The organism is Allobosea sp. 05T439, from assembly GCF_056396005.1.
Window position 1 is genome coordinate 17,580 of sequence record NZ_JBFTKP010000011.1, and the last position, 16,682, is coordinate 34,261.

Here is a 16,682-nt window from a genome sequence, read left to right on the forward strand (position 1 = left end):
TCAAACCTGTGGGAGGTACCATGAAAGGTTTCGTTCGTTTGATCGCCGCCGCTGTGCTGACGGCTGCCGGCGCCACTGGCGTCCTGGCCCAGGCAAAGGAGTGGAAGGAGATCCGGATCGGCACCGAAGGCGCCTATCCCCCCTTCAACAATCTCAACGCCAAGAAGGAACTCGAAGGCTTCGAGATCGACTACGCGAACATGCTTTGCGAGAAGATGAAGGTGAAATGCACCTGGGTGGTCCAGGACTGGGACGGCATCATCCCGGCGCTGCTCGCCAATAAATACGACATCATCATCGCCGGCATGAACGCCACCGATGAGCGCAAGAAGCAGGTCGACTTCACCGCGGTCTACACCAAGACCCCGATCTGGGCGATCAGCGCCAAGTCGGCTGGAACCGACATCTCGCCGGCAGCCCTGAAGGGCAAGGCCATCGGCACGCAGGGCTCGACCATCCACGCCAACTTCCTCGAGAAGTTCTACAAGGATTCGACCATCCGCCTGTACCCGACCCAGGAAGAGGCGAATCTCGACCTGGCGAATGGGCGGCTCGACTACATCATCGCCGACTCGCTCTCGCTCGAGGACTTCCTCAATGGCAAGGGCAAGGATTGCTGCAAGAAGGCGGCCGACGTTCCGCGTGACGCCACCATCCACGGCCCCGGCACGGCCGGCGCGGTGCGCAAGGCCGATGTTGAACTGAAGGCGATGTGGGACAAGGCGATCGCCGAATCGATCGCCGACGGCTCGCACAAGAAGATCCAGGACAAGTGGTTCAAGTTCCCTATCCTGTGACAATAGCCGGCTGACCGAACCCCGTCGGCGTGCCTCGCGCGCCGGCGGTGGTCCATTTCCCTCCCCTCGCCGGCTTATCCATGTTCGACAAACTCGCACTGCTCGGTTTCGGCGACGGCGGCTGGGGCCTCGCCCTGCTCCAGGGCGCCGGGATCACCATCGCAATCGCGCTGGCAACCCTGCCTTTCGGCCTGCTGCTGGGCCTGATCGTCGCGCTCGGCAAGCGCTCCGAGAACATTGTTCTGCGCTGGCTGGCCACGGTCTACACGACCGTTTTCCGCGGGGTGCCGGAGCTTCTGACGCTCTACATCATCTATTTCGGCATCCAGATCGTGCTGCAGAAGGCCTGGGTCTCGCTCGGCCTGCCCGGCAATTTCAGCATGCCACCCTTCGTCGCCGGCATGGTGGCGCTCGGCGTGGTGCTCTCCGCCTTCTCCAGCGAGGTCTGGGTCGGCGCCCTCAACTCGATCCAGAAGGGCCAGCGCGAGGCCGCCGCCGCGCTCGGCCTGAGCAAAGGGCAGGCCTTCCGCCTCGTGGTCTTCCCCCAGCTCATCCGGGTGGCGCTGCCCGGCTTGGGCAATAACTGGATGGTGCTGCTGAAGGAGACCTCGCTGGTCTCGGTCATCACCCTGCCCGACATCATGTTCATCACCACCCGCGCCAATGTCGCGACCAAGGAACCGTTCCTGTTCTTCGGTGCGGCGATGCTGATCTACCTGTTCTTCTCGCTGATCTCGGCCTGGGGCGTCGGGCGTCTCGAGATCCGCGCCAATCGCGGCTTTGCTGCCTTTGGTGGAGCGACGCGATGAGCTGGTGCGAATATCCGGGCTATCTCTTCGGCAGCGAGGTTTTCCAGAACTACGGCTGCCGGATGGCGAGCGGCCTGTGGGTGACCTTCGAGCTGGTCATAATCTCGGTCGCGATCGGCTTTGTGCTGGCACTCGGGCTCGCCATCGCACGGCTTTACGGGCCGCGCTGGGCCAAGGCCGCGATCAACGGCTACACCACCTTCTTCCGCGGCACGCCGCTGCTGTGCCAGCTCTTCCTGGTCTATTACGGGCTCGGCCAATTCCGGCTGTTCTGGCAGGATGTCGGGCTGTGGTGGTTCTTCCGGGAGCCGTTCTACTGCGCGCTGCTGACCTTCACCGTGAACACGGCCGCCTATCAGGCCGAAATCCTGCGCGGCGCCATCCAGTCGATCCCGCGCGGCCAGTTCGAAGGCGCCATGGCGCTCGGGCTGCATCGCTGGTCGACCTTGCGCCTTGTGATCATGCCCCAGGCGATGATCCTGGCGCTCAGGCCACTCGGCAACGAGCTGATCGTGATGATCAAGGCCAGCGCAATCGCCTCGCTCGTCACGCTCTTCGACCTCATGGGCGCGACAAGGCTCGCCTTCGCTCGGTCCTTCGATCTCACGATCTATCTCTACGCCGCGCTGATCTATCTTCTTCTGGTCGAGGTGATCCGGCGGGTCTGGGACCGGCTGGAACTCAGGCTGACGCGGCATATGGCGCTACGCTGAGCGGGGCGCGCCGCGCGCCCCCTCTCCATTCCTGACAAAGTGCCTTGGCGTCCGCGCGACTTCCCCCTACGGGTCGCGCGCGCTACAGGCCGAAGCGAAACCAGAACCTATCAGCGGAGCGGAACATGGCTAAGGTTGCCTTCCTCGGTCTCGGCGTCATGGGCTACCCCATGGCCGGCCATCTCAAGGCCAAGGGCCACGACGTCACCGTCTATAACCGCAACGCGGCCAAGGCCCAGGCCTGGGTGGCGCAGCATGGCGGCAGATCCGCCCCGACACCGGCCGAGGCGGCCAGGGGCCAGGAGATCGTCTTCGCCTGCGTCGGCAATGACGACGATCTGCGCTCCGTGACCACCGGCGAAGCCGGAGCCTTTGCGGGCATGGCGAAGGGCGCTGTCTTCGTCGACCACACCACGGCCTCGGCTGGCGTCGCCCGCGAACTCGACGCGGCCGCGAAGGCCGGCGGCTTCGGCTTCATCGATGCACCGGTCTCCGGTGGCCAGGCCGGCGCCGAGAACGGCGTGCTGACCGTGATGTGCGGCGGCGCCCCGGAAACCTATGCCCGGGTCGAGCCGGTGATCGGTGCCTTCGCGCGGATGTGTAAGCTGATGGGCCCGGCCGGCTCTGGCCAGCTCACCAAGATGGTCAACCAGATCTGCATCGCCGGACTGGTGCAGGGGCTGTCCGAGGGCATTCATTTCGCCAAGCGCGCCGGCCTCGATGTCGAGTCCATGCTGGAGGTGATTTCCAAGGGTGCCGCCGGCTCGTGGCAGATGGAGAACCGCGGCAAGACCATGAATGCCGGGAAATTCGACTTCGGCTTCGCCGTCGACTGGATGCGCAAGGACCTCGACATCGTGCTCGAGGAGGCGCGTCGCAACGGCGCCCAGCTCCCGGTCACCGCGCTGGTCGACCAGTTCTATGCCGAAGTCCAGAAGATGGGCGGCAGGCGCTGGGATACGTCCAGCCTGATTGCGCGCCTCGAGGATTGAGCGGGGCTCTCCGCGTTCACAGGACCAGCCGCGCCACCTCCTCGCGCAACACCGGCAGAAGCTCCGCCTCGAACCAGGGATTGCGCTTCAGCCAGGCGTTGTTGCGCCAGGAGGGATGCGGCAGCGGCAGCACGCGGGGGCGGCGCGGCTCCGCCAGGATCGCGCGCCAGCCCGCGACCGTGGCGGAGAGATTGGCGCCCGCCTTCGCGCCGAGATGCCAGGCCTGCGCATAGCGGCCGATGGCGAGCACGAGCTCGACCTGCGGCATCGCCGCAAGCACGCGTGAGCGCCAGATCGGTGCGCATTCGCGGCGCGGCGGCAGATCCCCGCCCTGCGCGTCGAGCCCCGGGAAGCAATGGCCCATCGGCACGACCGCGACCCTGGCTGCGTCGTAGAACGCCGCTTCGTCGAGCCCGAGCCATTGCCGCAGCCGGACACCGGACGGATCGGTGAACGGCTTGCCGCTGGCATGGACGCGGGTGCCCGGCGCCTGGCCGGCAATGCAGAGCCTGGCCGTCGGCGAGGCCTGGATCACCGGGCGCGGCTCATGCGGAAGCGGCGGCTGGAAGCGCGGCTCGTCGCGACAGATGCGGCAGGCAGCCAGTTCCTGCAGCACCGCGGCGAGCGTTTCCGATGGGCGCTCCCGATCCGACTTCATCGCGCCGCCAGACGGGACGGCTCCCCGCGCCGCTGCGAGATCAGGCCGTCGCAGGTCCAGATCTTGGCGCTGGTCGCATAGCCATGCGGGTCACCCGCTTCGATGGTGGCGATGCCGTTGATGCGGCCGCTCGGCCGGTTGCGCAGGACATAGAGGCCTCCGCTGCGCTCGACCGTGAAGCAATAGGTGCGACGCTGCTCGGGCGGTCCGTAGTAATAGCAGACCGCGTCCGGTGTGGTCGTCCAGCAGGCGTCGCGGTTCGGCACGTGCCGGTTATGTCCGCTCGCCCGGCCGTCGGCGTGATGGTACTCGCTGAACGGCATGCCGTTATTGTAGCGGCCGCTGACGGTATTGCCTTCGAAGACACGGCGGATGTCCTCGCCGCTCAGGCGCTCCGCGGCCGTCACCGGAGAGTTGGCGGCGGCCTGAAGCATGAGCGCGGCCGCAAGGAGCAGCAGACGCATCATCGCGAGGCAAGCCTGCGCCGTGACATCGGGACCTCAGGTGCCCGCGAGATCAGGCCGTCGCAATACCAGGGCTCCCCCTTGTCGGAATGCCCGCGCGGATTGCCGGGCTCGATCGTGGCAAGAGCATTGATCTGCCCGTTCGAGACATTGCGCAGGACATAGAGCCGATCCGTCAGCTCGACCGTGAAGCAATGCACCGTGCGGTCGCTGGGAGGGCCATAGTAGTAGCAGACCTGATCCTCCTTCGTGATCCAGCAGGCATCCTTGTTCGGCTGCCAGCCATTATGGCCGAGTGCGCGGCCATCCGGCTCATGATACTCGGTGAAGAACCCGCCATTGGTGTAGCGGCCGCTCACCGTGTTGCCCTCGAAGGCTCGCTTGATCGCCTCGCCGTTCAGCCGTTCGGCCGCGACGGAGGGCTGGACCAGCACCAGCAGCGCCAGAATGGCGAAGACCGGTCGCATCAGGCCTTCCAGCTTGGCCGCGCAGACACTTCGTCATGCCACCGGCGGATGTTGACGCATTCCTCAGGCAACCGAACCCGGGACGGCTTCATGAAGTCGACGGCGATGCCTCCAGTGATATCGGCCACCGTGAACCGATCCCCGGACAGGAAGCGGCTACCCGCGAGCTGGAGCTCCATGATCAGGAGGTGGTCATCGATCTGCTCGCGGCTGGCCTCGGCCCATTCCGGCACCTGATGCTCGAGCTCCGCCATCGACGGGTGGCTGTGCCGGAAGACAGACATGACACTGCTGAACAGGCCCAGCTCGACGCGCCGGTTCCACATCTCGATCTGCGCCTGTTCCTTGGCATCCCCACCGAAGAGCACGGGTTGGGGATGCAGGCTTTCGAGATAGCGGCAGATCGCAATCGTCTCGGCAAGCGCCGTTCCATCGTCGAGCATGAGCACCGGCAGGCGCTTCAGCGGGTTGATGCGGGCGAATTCGGGCGTGAGGTGTTCCTTCCGGGTGATATCGACCGGCACGAGCTCCGGCAGGGGAACGCCCTTCTCTGCGAAGAAGATGCGGACCCGCCGCGGATTGGGCGCGCGCCCGCCATCATAGAGCTTCATCGTCAACCTCATCGGAAACCGCGTGCGAACCCGACCATGGCGGAGGTCCGGCGGTCAACCATTTCAAACCCATTCGTGATGGCGCAGCCATGCGCGCTAGAGTCGCCCTGCGTCCGTTCGGACGCAGGATCGGCGATCCAGCTCCTTGCTTAAGCATCGGATTTTCCGAAAACCGGATTCCACTTTTCGGTCCAATGCTCTACCGCGGATGAGCCTTGCGCCACGCCTCCGGCCGCTCGAACTGCAGCGCCCAGATGCCGCGCCCGGCGGCTCGCGCCTCGTCTTCCTCGCTGCGATAATCACCATAGGCGACGGCATGGCCCTGCCGCACCATCGCGGCGTTGATATCGGTCTCGCCCTGCCTGCAGCGTGCGAGGCCGCGGCCGTAGCGATCGACCCGGCCGATGTCGCAGGTGACGAGACCGCGCCCGATCAGCGCCAGCAGGGCACGGCGGGCGGCACGGCCGCAATCCACATCCCTGCCCGCGCTGTCGCGACAGCTCTGGCGGAATTCCGGGGCATCGATGCCTTCGAGCCTGAGCTCTTCGCCATTCAGCCGCAGCGAATCGCCATCGATCGCCTGGGCGGCTCCGGCAAGCATGCGGGCGGGGCCAAGCTTGTATTGCAGGACAGCGCCGGCAATCGCCAGCAGGCCGAGCAGCCCGAGTGCGACGACCAGATCGACCGGGCGGCTGACGCGGCGCCAGCCGAAAGGTCCATACCGAGATCGTCCGAATCCGAAGCGCGCCATCAGTAAGAGCTTAACGATTTCGAGACCATAATGGCGAGCCGGGCGTGCAGGGTCTGCCGCCGGAAGAGGTACATGCGTTCCGATTATGGCGGAAGTGACGGCCGAACAGATCCAGCGAGGGCGCGGTCCCGACCCTACGGCGTTGGCGCGGCGCAAGCTCGTCACGCGCGAGGTCAAGTCCGTGCGCGAGCGGCTGACCTCGACGACCGGCCTCGAACGCGCCTTCGACTACGAATTGCTGCGGGTCTTCGCCCAGTATCGGATGCACGGCTCGGTCGGCGCGCTGGTCCTGGCGTTGTGCATCGCGACCGCCGCTTGCCTCTGGGTCCCGGCTTACCAGGTCACCACCTGGCTCGGCATCGTCATCCTGGCCTCGGCGGTCATGGTCCTGCTTTGCCGCCGCTTCCTGGCGCAGCCGGCCGGCGAGGTGAATATTCGGCGCTGGCGCCGCCTGCTGCCGGCGGCGGAAGCCTTTCACGGCCTGTCCTGGACGCTGATCCTCGTCCTGTTCGCGCAGGTCGACGGACCGGGCGCCAAGGTCTTCGTGATGACGACGCTGCTCGTCGTCAGCGCGCTGACCGTGATGCTGGCGGCGACGATCCCGCTTGCGGTGTATTCCGGGCTGGGGCCGGTCACCATCGGCATCACGCTGTTCTTCTGGGGCCGCTCCGACATCGACAGCGTCACCATGGCGCTGATGGCGGCATCGGCCCAGCTCTTCTTCATCTTCCTCGCCCACCGGCTCTATTCGAGTTCGGTCGCAACCATCGAGTTCCGCGCCGAGAAGGACGCGCTGATCGCCGAGCTCGAGACTGCGACCGCGAATTCCGACGAGGCGCGCCGCAAGGCCGAAGAGGCCAACCTCGCCAAATCCCGCTTCCTCGCCACGATGAGCCATGAGCTGCGGACGCCGCTCAATGCCATTCTCGGCTTCTCCGAGGTGATGAAGAACGAGATCTTCGGCGTTCACGCCAACCCGGCCTACAAGGAATATTCGGGCGACATCCACGGCTCGGGCCAGCATCTGCTCAACCTGATCAACGAGATTCTCGATCTCTCGCGGATCGAGGCCGGCAAATACGCGCTGAACGAGGAGGCCCTCAGCCTGGCAGGCGTGGTCGACGAATGCCGGCACATGCTGAAGCTGCGCGCCAAGGCCAAGGGGCAAACGATCCGCGAGGCGGCCGAGCCCGATCTGCCGAAGGTCTGGGCGGACGAGCGCGCGATCCGGCAGGCGGTGCTCAACATCCTGTCCAACGCGATCAAATTCACGCCGCAGGGCGGCGACATCACCATCAAGGTCGGCTGGACGGCGAATGGCGGACAATATGTCTCGGTCACGGACACCGGGCCGGGCATTCCCGAGGATGAAATCCCGATCGTGCTGCAGACCTTCGGGCGCGGTTCGCTCGCCATCAAGACCGCCGAACAGGGCTCCGGCCTGGGGCTACCGATCGTGAAGGGGCTGCTCGATCTCCATAATGGCGGCTTCCATCTGAAATCCAGGCCGCGCGCCGGCACGGAAGTGACGATCACCCTGCCGCCCGAGCGCGTGATGGACACGCTGGCGGCGCTGCCCGAGCCGGCACGATCGGCGGCTTAGGCGCGCGCACGGGATGCGCTCGCCAGAGCGGAGTTCCGATCGGATGGAACGAGGCCGCCGAGACTGCCCGGTTCCATCACGCAGATCGCCGGAACGGCCTCCCCGCTCGCGAAGGGAGAGAGAATGAGCGCTGCCATGGCGCGCGATCCGCCACGCTGCCGGGGCAGGTGGTGGGGCATATCTGAGGGGCTGCCGCGCCAACCGTGACAGCATCCGAAGCGATCACTTTGACGCTCCCGGCAAGTCCGGCAGTCACCGCTCACCCAGCTGGCTTCAAATAGAAAATCGATACCGCAACCGCCCATTAAGGATTAAAATGGCAGCTACGCCCTTGTTTCACGGCGGGTAGGAGGGAATGACGGCTCGCGGCGCCCATGGCCGTTGGAGCTCCCCTCGAGCGATACAGAGCTTCATACGGCAAGCGCAGCGGACGGCACCCCACAGCTGTCACGCGTGGATTTCGCGGTGCGAGCCATCAAGCGTGAAACACCGGAGAAAGTGCCTTGAAGTAAAGGGAGGGCGCCATGCCCATCCAGATCCCGAGTGATTTCCGCCGCGTGATCGTCGCTGCATCGGTGGGGAATGTCATCGAATGGTATGACTTCTACATATTCGGCAGCCTGGCCGCCATTCTGTCGGTCAAGTTCTTCGAGCAGAGTCATCCGGTCGCGGCATTACTGAGCACGATCGCGCTGTTTACCGCCGGTTTCCTGATCCGTCCGCTGGGAGCATTCCTCTTCGGATGGATGGGCGATCGGGTCGGCCGCAAATACACCTTCCTCGTTACGCTCAGCGGAATGGGGCTGGGCACCGGGGCGATCGGGTTGATCCCGACCTACGACTCCATCGGTCTGACTGCCGCATTCATTCTCTTCGGTTTGCGGATCATCCAGGGCCTGTGCCTGGGTGGCGAATATGGCGGCGCCATCACCTATGTCGCCGAGCATGTTCCGGACGAGCGCCGCGGCTACTACACGGGCTGGCTGCAAACCTCCCCGACGCTCGGGATCGTGGTGTCGCTCATCGTGATCATCGCGACCCGCACCTATTTCGGCGAGGCGACGTTCAAAGCATGGGCTTGGCGCGTTCCATTCTTGATATCCTTCCTTCTGGTCGCCGTCGCAATCTACATCCGGCTCCAGCTCCAGGAGACGCCGATCTTCGAGGCGATCAAGGCCAGGGGACAGATGACCAGGAACCCCTGGAAGGAAGCCTTTCTCAGCTCCAACATCAAATATGTCGGGATCGCCACCCTCGTGCTGATCGGACAGGGAGTGGTCTGGTACAGCGGCCAGTTCTGGGCGTTGTATTTCCTGCAGCAGGTTTCAAAGCTGGACCCGCTGACCTCGTCCTACATCGTGGGAGCAGCGCTGCTCCTCGCAACCCCGAGCTTGATCTTCTTCGGCTGGCTATCCGACATCATCGGCCGCAAGCCAGTGATCCTGGGCGGCATGCTGCTCGCCGCGATCACGTACTATCCGCTGTACCTGTGGCTGGGAACGGTCACGCGACCCGGCAATGTCCACTTTCCGACCGCGATCTTCATCATCTTCATCCTCGTTTGCTATGTCGGGATGGTGTACGGGCCGGTCGGGGCCTTCCTCGCCGAATACTTCCCCGCCAGGATCCGGTACACGTCGGTATCGGTTCCCTATCACATAGGAAATGGCTGGGGTGGTGGATTGGTGCCATTCATCACGTCGGCGGCCTTCGCGGCGACCGGGAGCGTCGGCTACGCGTTGATCTACCCGATCGCCGTCCCGGCCGTGTGCTTCGTGCTCTGCCTCTTCCTGATGCCGGAAACGCGCCAGATCAGTATCTGGGAACCCTTCGAGACGAAGGCCGCAACCTGACGAGGTCGCGCATTTGCGGGGCTGCCCGGGCCCCGCACGGCGCGCTCAGGGCCTGAGTTCGAGACGAGCCTTGGGAGCAACGCTGCCGTCAGGCTCCCGCAGTTTCAGTCCTTCTTCGAGACCTGCGCCTGATCGAAGGTCGCCATGCCGGAATGGATGGCGGCGGCGGCCTTGACGAGGCTTGCCGCAAGCGCCGCCCCCGTGCCCTCGCCGAGCCGCATCTCGAGCGCCAGCAGCGGCTGCTTGCCGAGCCGGAGCAGCGCTTCGCGATGGGCGCCCTCGGCAGAGAGATGGCCGGCAAGGCAATGGTCGATCGAGGACGGTTCGATGGCATGCAGGACGGCAGCGGCGGCAGTGACGACATAGCCGTCGAGGATCACCGGGATGCGCTGCAGCCGGGCGGCGATGATCGCGCCGCAAATGGCTGCGATCTCGCGACCGCCGAGGCGGCGCAGCACTTCCAGCGGGTCGCCCAGATGCGCGGCGTGGAAAGCGAGGCCCGCTTCGACAGCGGCAATCTTGCGATTCAGACCGTCATCGTCGACGCCGGTGCCGCGCCCGCACCACATCGCAGCGCCGCCGCCATAGAGCGCCGCGTAGATCGCAGCCGCTGACGTGGTGTTGCCGATGCCCATCTCGCCGAGGCAGAGCAGATCGGCCCCGCCGGCAAGCGCCTCCATGCCGAAGGCCATGGTCGCGACGCAGGCCTTCTCGTCGAGCGCATCACCTTGCGTGAAATCGCCGGTCGGCAGGTCGAGGGCCAGGTCAAAGACCTTGAAGCCGAGATCGAAGGCCGCGCAGATCTGGTTGATCGCAGCGCCGCCGGCGGCAAAATTCTCCAGCATCTGGCGCGTTACCGCCTGCGGATAGGCCGAGACACCCTGCGCCACGACACCGTGATTCCCGGCGAAGACGCAAACCAGCGGCCGGTCGACGCGCGGGGGCGCCTTGCCTTGCCAGGCTGCAAGCCATTCGGCGATCTCCTCCATGCGGCCGAGGCTGCCGGCGGGCTTGGTAAGATCCTTGTCTCGGGCCCGCACAGCATTGGCGGCACCCATATCGGGGCCGGGCATGTTGGCGATGAGATTGCGGATGTCGTCGAAGGGAAGGCCGGAAGCGGGCATCGCTGGATGTCTCGCGAAAGATGGAATCGGGCGGGATGCGGCGTGGCCGCCGGGTTGCCGCTGCTGCTATAGGCTTGGACGGCGGAAGACAATCGAGGATACCGAGACCGCATGGCCGACGCCCCTCCCGACATCTCGGAGTTGCCGGCCGGCCGGCCGCATTGGCCGGGCTGGCTGATCGCGACTGCGATCTGCATCCGTTTCTATTCGCGTCTTCCGGTGCCGCGCCTGCCCGGCGAGGATTCAGCGCATGGCCTGCCGGATTTCAGGCTGGTGCCGCGCGCCGTACCGCTGGCTGCGCTCGTCATCGCTTTGCCCGCAACGCTTGTCCTCCTAGCTGCTGGCGCGGCCGGCATCAGCGCGCCGCTGGCAGCAGCGCTTGCCGTCACGGTCGCGGCACTGACGACGGGTGCTTTCCACGAGGACGGCCTTGCCGACACCGCCGACGGGCTGTTCGGAGGGCATACGCCGGAACGGCGGCTGGAGATCATGAAGGACAGCCGCGTCGGCACCTTCGGGGCGATGGCGCTGGGGCTCTCCCTGCTGCTGCGGGTGACGGCACTTGCGGCCATTCTCCAGGCGCTCGGATCTCTGGCTGCAGCCGCCGCGCTGCTGATCGCGGCGCCATGGTCGCGCGCCACTGCGCTCTATCTGCTCGCCACCGAGCCCCCTGCCCGGAGCTCCGGCGCCTCGGCTGCGGTTGGCCAGCCCACCGCCGCAACGGCCTGGACAGCGCTGGCGCTTTCGGTCGCGTTCGCCGTCGCAGGGACACTGGCCACCGGGCTGCCGGGTACGGGCCTTGCGCTTGGCCTGGCGCTATCCGTGCTCGTCCTGGCGGGGCTCGCCCGGCTCGGCCGCCGCCTGATCGGCGGCCAGACCGGCGATATTCTGGGTGCAGCACAGCAACTCGCCGAGATCGCGCTCACCTGCGGCTTCGCCTTCGCGCTGGGCTCTGCCTGGCAATGAGCGGCGCCTCCAGCCCCTGCGTGCAGATCTGTGTGATCGACCCCGTATCGCGGCTCTGTGAAGGCTGCCTGCGAACGCTTCAGGAGATCGCCGACTGGTCGCGGCTGAGCGAGCCCGAGCGGCTGGCCATCATGGCCGAATTGTCTCGCCGCAAGATTCCGTCGGACCGGTCGAGCCAGCCGACAGGCTAGACCATCGGCTTTCCCGAGAACCGCAATCCACTTTTCGGGCCGGTGCTTTAAGCCTCGGCTTCGCGCCCCAGCCGCTGCAAGGCATCGCCGGTCAGCCGATAGAAGATCTTGTCGGGATGCGGCGCAGCCCCGAGCGCCTCGTAGAAGCCCCTCAGGCCAAGATCATCGCGCGCCGCCGTCCAGTCGATGCGCTGGAAGCCGCGTTCGAGCGCCAGCCGCGCCAGCCCCCGCATCAGCGCCTTCCCCGAACCGCTGCCGCGCGCGGACGCCGCGACATAGAGCTCCTTGAGGAAGAAGCCAGGCTGGAGGCCTGGCCCGGGATAGATCGCAGCGACGGCGGMAAAGCCGGTGATCGTGGCGTGCTCCACCGCCAGCAGGATCTCGGTGCCGGCGGGTCGATCGCGAAGCCCTGCCAGAATGGCCTCGGGCGCAGGGCACGGCACCGCGTAGTGGCCCTGCATCTCCACGAGCACGGCCATCAGCCCGGGATGGTCAGCCGGTGTCGCCAGTCGGGTCGTGACCATGCGCGCCCTCGCCCCGCATGCAGCTCGCCGGATCGATCAGAACAGCAGCGACCAGATGAAGCGGCTCGCGACGAAGAGCAGGAAGATGCCGAAGACGACCTCCAGCTTGCGCTTGGAGAGCCGATGCGCCAGCCGCGCTCCGATCGGGGCCGTCCAGATGCTGGTCGGGATGAAGAGCAGGAAGCCGATGAAGGAGACGTAGCCGAGCGAGAGCGGCGGCAAAACGTCCATCTTCGGCCAGCCGGCATAGATATAGCCCAACGCGCCCGGGATCGAGATCAGCACGCCGAGGCCCGAGGAGGTCGCCACGGCCTGATGGATCGGTCGGCCATAAAACGTCATGAACAGGCTGGAGAGCTGACCGCCGCCAATGCCCATCAGCGCAGAGAGCACGCCGATGATGCCACCATAGACCGTCATCAGCCCCTTGCCCGGCATGTCATCGCCGAGCTTCCAGCGGTCCGAGGCGAAGAGCAGGCGGATCGCGCTCACCACGGCGACCGCGACGAAGATGATCTTGAACAGGTCGGGCGGCGCATAGCGCGCGATATAGCTGCCGCCCATGACGCCGAGCACGACCGGGACCGCCCAGACCTTGAGAATGTCGAGATCGACGAGCCCCTTGGCCCGGTGGGCGTTGAAGGAGCGGATCGAGGTCGGGATGATGATCGCGAGCGAGGTGCCGACGCAAAGCGGCATGCGCACCTCCTCCGGCACGCCGATGACGCGGAAGACCTCGTAGAGGATCGGCACGATGACCGCGCCGCCGCCGACGCMGAAGAGCCCGGCGAGAACACCGGTGACCGCACCGGCCAKAACCAGCGACACGGCAAGAAAGGCGAGATCGCCCAAGGGGATTCCAGCAATCATAGAAACAATCCGTTGGCGGCGGGCGGCCACCTCTGGGCGATTTTGCGCGCCGGGGCAAGGCTTGCGCGGCAAGGCCGCTATGTCTGCGGCAGTTTCGGTGATTGTATGGCCCTGGGGCGCACAGGGGACTGCCTGTCCATGCCGCTGCTGCAATCCCGCTCGCAAGCGGCAGAGGCTCGACCGGTTGCTGCAGTGTTGGCAGTGCTGAGTGCGGCCTTAAGTCTAGCCTGACAGGAAAGGACAATATTCGCACGGAGACGAAGGCCACAGGGTCGGGGGGATATCTCATCAAAAGCCACTCAGGGAGGTTAAAGATGACAGATCAACTGACTGACACGCAGCAACGCCCGGAGCTCTCACGGAGACATCTCATCGCTGCGATGGGAACCGGCGCGCTCGCCATGGCGACGAACCCAGCCCTCGCCCAGGCCCCGTCCGGCCCGGTCGGACCGCCCAGCACGATTACCAGCCCGCCCCGGGATTTCAGCCGCAACGGCGCCCCGACAACCTATTTCACCGATCCCGACGTCCTCGCGGTCGACCCGGTGTTCAACAATTATGCCCAGCCCAACAGCGCGATCCAGCGGCTCTGGACCGGCGCGCTCTGGGCCGAAGGACCGGCCTGGAACGCGCAGGGTCGCTATCTGGTCTGGAGCGACATCCCCAACAATCGGCAATTGCGCTGGCTGGAAGATGACGGACGGGTCAGCATCTTCCGCACACCGTCAGGCAACAGCAATGGCAACAGCTTCGACTTCCAGGGCCGCCAGCTCTCCTGCGAGCACCTGAACCGCCGCGTCGTGCGCTATGAGCTCGACGGGTCGGCGACCGTGCTCGCCGACAGTTTCGAGGGCAAGAAACTGAACTCGCCCAATGATATCGTTGCCCATCCCGACGGCAGCTACTGGTTCACCGATCCGCCCTATGGCGGCCAACTCTACGAGGGCGCGCCGGACGCCGCCGGAGGTCCGAGCAACCCGAGTGGGCGGCTCAATCCGCGGCTCGGCCAGCTCGCCGGCATCGGCATGGCCAAACGCGAACTGCCGACGAACTGTTATCGCATCGACCCGTCCGGCCGCATCGACCGCGTCGTCACCGAGGAACAGGTGCCGGACCCGAACGGGCTCTGCTTCTCGCCTGATTTCAAGAAGCTCTACGTTGTCTCGACCGGAAAGGGGCCGGGCGATACCGGCCCCGGCGGCAAGGGCGACATTCATGTCTTCGATGTCGGTGCCGACAACAAGCTTGGCAATCAGAAGCTCTTCTCCGATTGCATGCTCGACGGCGTGAAATGCGGGCCCGACGGGATACGCAGCGATGTCGACGGCAATCTCTGGGTCTCGAGCAATGCCGGCCGCGCCGTCGGCTATAATGGCGTGCAGGTGTTCAACCCGGCGGGCAAGCTGATCGGGCGCATCCGCCTGCCGGAGGTCTGCGGCAATATCTGTTTCGGCGGACCGAAGCGAAACCGCCTGTTCATGGCAGCGAGCCAGTCGATCTACGCGGTCTATGTCAATACGCAGGGCGCCGGGCCGGGCTGACCTCTTACCGTCTCGCGCTATTGCATCGGCCCGAAAAGTGGATTGCGGTTTTCGGGAAAGCCGATGCAAACACAAAGGGTTAGATCATCGGACCGGATACGATTTCCGGTCCGATGATCTAGCCGTCGCAGCTGCGGCAGCTAGCGCGCAACCGGAGCCGGCGCGCCGGCCTCGTGGTGCTGGTCCGGGCCGCCACCAACGCCACGCAGCATCACGACCGCAAAGAGGCCGGCAAGGACCGCAATCGCCGAACAGAGCCCCGCCGTGATGGCGAAGGAGCGTGTGAAGGCCGCACGCGCCGTCGCACGCAGGTCTGCCCCGGCTGTCCCCGCGACCTCCTTTGCAATGGTCAATGCGCCACCGAGCGTATCACGCGCAGCAGCGGCCGCCTCCGGCGACACGCCCGACGGCACGGCCAGGCCCATCTGATAGCGATACAGCGCAGTCAGGACGCTTCCGAGGATGGCGATGCCGAGAGCGCCGCCGAACTCGGCGCTCGTTTCGGACAGGCCCGACGCCGTGCCGGCGCGCTCGGGCGGAACGCTGCCGACCACGAGATCGGTCGTCAGCGTGACGATCGGCGCGAGCCCCAGCGAGAGCAGAACCGTCCCGGCGACGATGATCATGGGGCCTTCGACATGGCTGATCCCGGCCAGCGTCGCAAAGCCCAACGCGGTCAACGTGAAGCCGCCCGCCATKACATGCGCAGGGCTCGCGCTGCCGACGATACGGGGCGCGAACATCGATCCCAGGATGAAACCAAGCGCAGAGGGCAGGGACCAGAGCCCGGCCTCCAGCGGCTTCATTCCCAGCACGAGCTGCAGATACTGACCGGTGAAGAGGAAGCTGCTGAAGGCGATGAAGAAGCCGAGGATGTTGACCGTCAGTGAAGCGCTGAAGGCCCTGGAGCGAAACAACGCCAGATCGACCAACGGTTCGGCCAGGCGCACCTGGCGGCGCAGGAAGAGGCCGGCAAGCGCCATCCCAGCCAGGATCGCCATGATGGGCAGCCAGCCCAGGCCATCCTCGGCAATCCGCTTCAACCCGTAGATCACGGCCAGCACGGAAACGAGCGACATGGCGGCGCTTGCAAGATCGAGCCTGCCGGCATTCGGGTCGCGGAATTCCGGCAGCAGCACGGGGCCGAGCAGGAGCAGCAGCACCATCACCGGCACATTGATCAGGAAGACCGAGCCCCACCAGAAATGCTCGAGCATGATGCCGCCGACCAGCGGGCCGATCGCGCCGCCCGCCGAGAAGCTGGCGATCCAGATGCCGATGGCCGCGGTCCGCTGGCGCGGATCGAGGAACATGTTGCGGATCAGGGAGAGCGTCGAGGGCGCGAGCGTCGCCCCCGCCACACCCAATGCGGCGCGCGCCGCGATCAGCGTGCCGGCGCTATTGGCGAAAGCGGCCAGGATCGATGCGAGGCCGAACGCCGCCGCACCGATCAGCAGCAGCCGGCGCCGGCCGATCCGGTCTCCCAGCGTGCCCATGGTGATCAGGCAGCCGGCGATCATGAAGCCGTAGATATCGACGATCCAGAGCAGTTGCGAGGCACTGGGCCTGAGTTCCGCGCTGAGCTGCGGCACAGCGAGATTCAGGACCGTCAGATCCATCGAATAGAGCAGGCAGGGCAGCGCGATGACGGCAAGGCCGATCCATTCGCGCCGACCGGCCTGAGGGGCTTGATCGTGCATCGTTATTGAAGGCTCCGGAGGCGTTGCCGCCCCTTGGTGATGATGTCC

The 16,682-nt window shown here is 65.8% G+C and carries 18 protein-coding genes; 9 read left to right on the forward strand and 9 right to left on the reverse strand.

Annotation, left to right across the window (positions count from 1 at the left end):
- Positions 1 to 20 precede the first annotated feature (20 nt).
- The 4 genes from AC1DIO_RS14655 (at position 21) to AC1DIO_RS14670 (ending at position 3,311) form a co-directional block, all read left to right on the forward strand.
- Positions 21 to 797, forward strand: coding sequence for a transporter substrate-binding domain-containing protein (locus AC1DIO_RS14655; RefSeq protein ID WP_441489200.1), 777 nt, complete (start codon positions 21 to 23; stop codon positions 795 to 797).
- Positions 798 to 877: 80 nt separating this feature from the next.
- The gene (locus AC1DIO_RS14660) at positions 878 to 1,606 is read left to right on the forward strand and encodes an ABC transporter permease (RefSeq protein ID WP_069877202.1); all 729 of its coding nucleotides are present in this window, start codon (positions 878 to 880) and stop codon (positions 1,604 to 1,606) included.
- Entirely contained in the window at positions 1,603 to 2,319 is a 717-nt protein-coding gene (locus AC1DIO_RS14665; protein ID WP_441506576.1) for an ABC transporter permease, read from the forward strand. Before AC1DIO_RS14660 ends, AC1DIO_RS14665 begins: the two co-directional genes overlap by 4 nt.
- Before the next feature lie 125 nt (positions 2,320 to 2,444).
- Positions 2,445 to 3,311 carry an NAD(P)-dependent oxidoreductase gene (locus AC1DIO_RS14670; protein WP_476769402.1) on the forward strand — a complete coding sequence of 289 codons (867 nt, stop codon included), beginning with the start codon at positions 2,445 to 2,447 and terminating at the stop codon, positions 3,309 to 3,311.
- A gap of 16 nt (positions 3,312 to 3,327) precedes the next feature.
- Here the strand turns inward: AC1DIO_RS14670 and AC1DIO_RS14675 are convergent, their stop codons facing one another.
- The 5 genes from AC1DIO_RS14675 to AC1DIO_RS14695 form a co-directional block, all read right to left on the reverse strand.
- Positions 3,328 to 3,969, reverse strand: coding sequence for a uracil-DNA glycosylase family protein (locus AC1DIO_RS14675; RefSeq protein WP_441506578.1), 642 nt, complete (start codon positions 3,967 to 3,969; stop codon positions 3,328 to 3,330).
- Positions 3,966 to 4,436 carry a hypothetical protein gene (locus AC1DIO_RS14680; protein WP_441506579.1) on the reverse strand — a complete coding sequence of 157 codons (471 nt, stop codon included), beginning with the start codon at positions 4,434 to 4,436 and terminating at the stop codon, positions 3,966 to 3,968. Before AC1DIO_RS14680 ends, AC1DIO_RS14675 begins: the two co-directional genes overlap by 4 nt.
- Positions 4,433 to 4,900 carry a hypothetical protein gene (locus AC1DIO_RS14685; RefSeq protein ID WP_441506580.1) on the reverse strand — a complete coding sequence of 156 codons (468 nt, stop codon included), beginning with the start codon at positions 4,898 to 4,900 and terminating at the stop codon, positions 4,433 to 4,435. Before AC1DIO_RS14685 ends, AC1DIO_RS14680 begins: the two co-directional genes overlap by 4 nt.
- The gene (locus AC1DIO_RS14690) at positions 4,900 to 5,511 is read right to left on the reverse strand and encodes a glutathione S-transferase family protein (RefSeq protein WP_441489195.1); all 612 of its coding nucleotides are present in this window, start codon (positions 5,509 to 5,511) and stop codon (positions 4,900 to 4,902) included. Before AC1DIO_RS14690 ends, AC1DIO_RS14685 begins: the two co-directional genes overlap by 1 nt.
- 199 nt (positions 5,512 to 5,710) lie before the next feature.
- The gene (locus AC1DIO_RS14695; RefSeq protein ID WP_441489194.1) at positions 5,711 to 6,262 is read right to left on the reverse strand and encodes a thermonuclease family protein; all 552 of its coding nucleotides are present in this window, start codon (positions 6,260 to 6,262) and stop codon (positions 5,711 to 5,713) included.
- Positions 6,263 to 6,347: 85 nt separating this feature from the next.
- Between AC1DIO_RS14695 and AC1DIO_RS14700 the strand changes: the two genes are divergently transcribed.
- Positions 6,348 to 7,865 (forward strand): sensor histidine kinase, encoded by a 1,518-nt coding sequence (locus AC1DIO_RS14700; protein ID WP_441489193.1) that lies wholly within the window; start codon positions 6,348 to 6,350, stop codon positions 7,863 to 7,865.
- 524 nt (positions 7,866 to 8,389) lie between these two features.
- Positions 8,390 to 9,718, forward strand: a complete 1,329-nt coding sequence (locus tag AC1DIO_RS14705; protein WP_441506581.1) for an MFS transporter — start codon at positions 8,390 to 8,392, stop codon at positions 9,716 to 9,718.
- 104 nt (positions 9,719 to 9,822) lie between these two features.
- Here the strand turns inward: AC1DIO_RS14705 and cobT are convergent, their stop codons facing one another.
- Positions 9,823 to 10,842: a nicotinate-nucleotide--dimethylbenzimidazole phosphoribosyltransferase gene (gene cobT, locus AC1DIO_RS14710; RefSeq protein ID WP_441489191.1), complete on the reverse strand. Its 1,020-nt coding sequence runs from the start codon at positions 10,840 to 10,842 to the stop codon at positions 9,823 to 9,825.
- 111 nt (positions 10,843 to 10,953) lie between these two features.
- On the opposite strand from cobT, the gene AC1DIO_RS14715 reads away from it, so the two are divergent.
- Together AC1DIO_RS14715 and AC1DIO_RS14720 are read left to right on the forward strand one after the other, a co-directional pair.
- Positions 10,954 to 11,808 (forward strand): adenosylcobinamide-GDP ribazoletransferase, encoded by an 855-nt coding sequence (locus tag AC1DIO_RS14715; protein WP_476853575.1) that lies wholly within the window; start codon positions 10,954 to 10,956, stop codon positions 11,806 to 11,808.
- On the forward strand, positions 11,805 to 11,999 hold the full coding sequence (locus AC1DIO_RS14720) for a DUF1289 domain-containing protein (protein WP_441506583.1): 195 nt from the start codon (positions 11,805 to 11,807) through the stop codon (positions 11,997 to 11,999). The genes AC1DIO_RS14715 and AC1DIO_RS14720 overlap by 4 nt, the downstream gene beginning before the upstream one ends.
- A 47-nt stretch (positions 12,000 to 12,046) precedes the next feature.
- Here AC1DIO_RS14720 and AC1DIO_RS14725 read toward each other — a convergent pair whose 3' ends face one another.
- Positions 12,047 to 12,523 (reverse strand): N-acetyltransferase family protein, encoded by a 477-nt coding sequence (locus AC1DIO_RS14725; protein WP_476853576.1) that lies wholly within the window; start codon positions 12,521 to 12,523, stop codon positions 12,047 to 12,049.
- A 36-nt stretch (positions 12,524 to 12,559) separates the two neighbouring features.
- Positions 12,560 to 13,393, reverse strand: coding sequence for a sulfite exporter TauE/SafE family protein (locus tag AC1DIO_RS14730; protein ID WP_476853577.1), 834 nt, complete (start codon positions 13,391 to 13,393; stop codon positions 12,560 to 12,562).
- Between the two features lie 314 nt (positions 13,394 to 13,707).
- Between AC1DIO_RS14730 and AC1DIO_RS14735 the strand changes: the two genes are divergently transcribed.
- Positions 13,708 to 14,934 carry an SMP-30/gluconolactonase/LRE family protein gene (locus AC1DIO_RS14735; protein WP_441506585.1) on the forward strand — a complete coding sequence of 409 codons (1,227 nt, stop codon included), beginning with the start codon at positions 13,708 to 13,710 and terminating at the stop codon, positions 14,932 to 14,934.
- Positions 14,935 to 15,074: 140 nt separating this feature from the next.
- Here AC1DIO_RS14735 and AC1DIO_RS14740 read toward each other — a convergent pair whose 3' ends face one another.
- Positions 15,075 to 16,634, reverse strand: a complete 1,560-nt coding sequence (locus AC1DIO_RS14740) for an MFS transporter (RefSeq protein ID WP_476853578.1) — start codon at positions 16,632 to 16,634, stop codon at positions 15,075 to 15,077.
- Positions 16,635 to 16,682 lie beyond the last annotated feature (48 nt).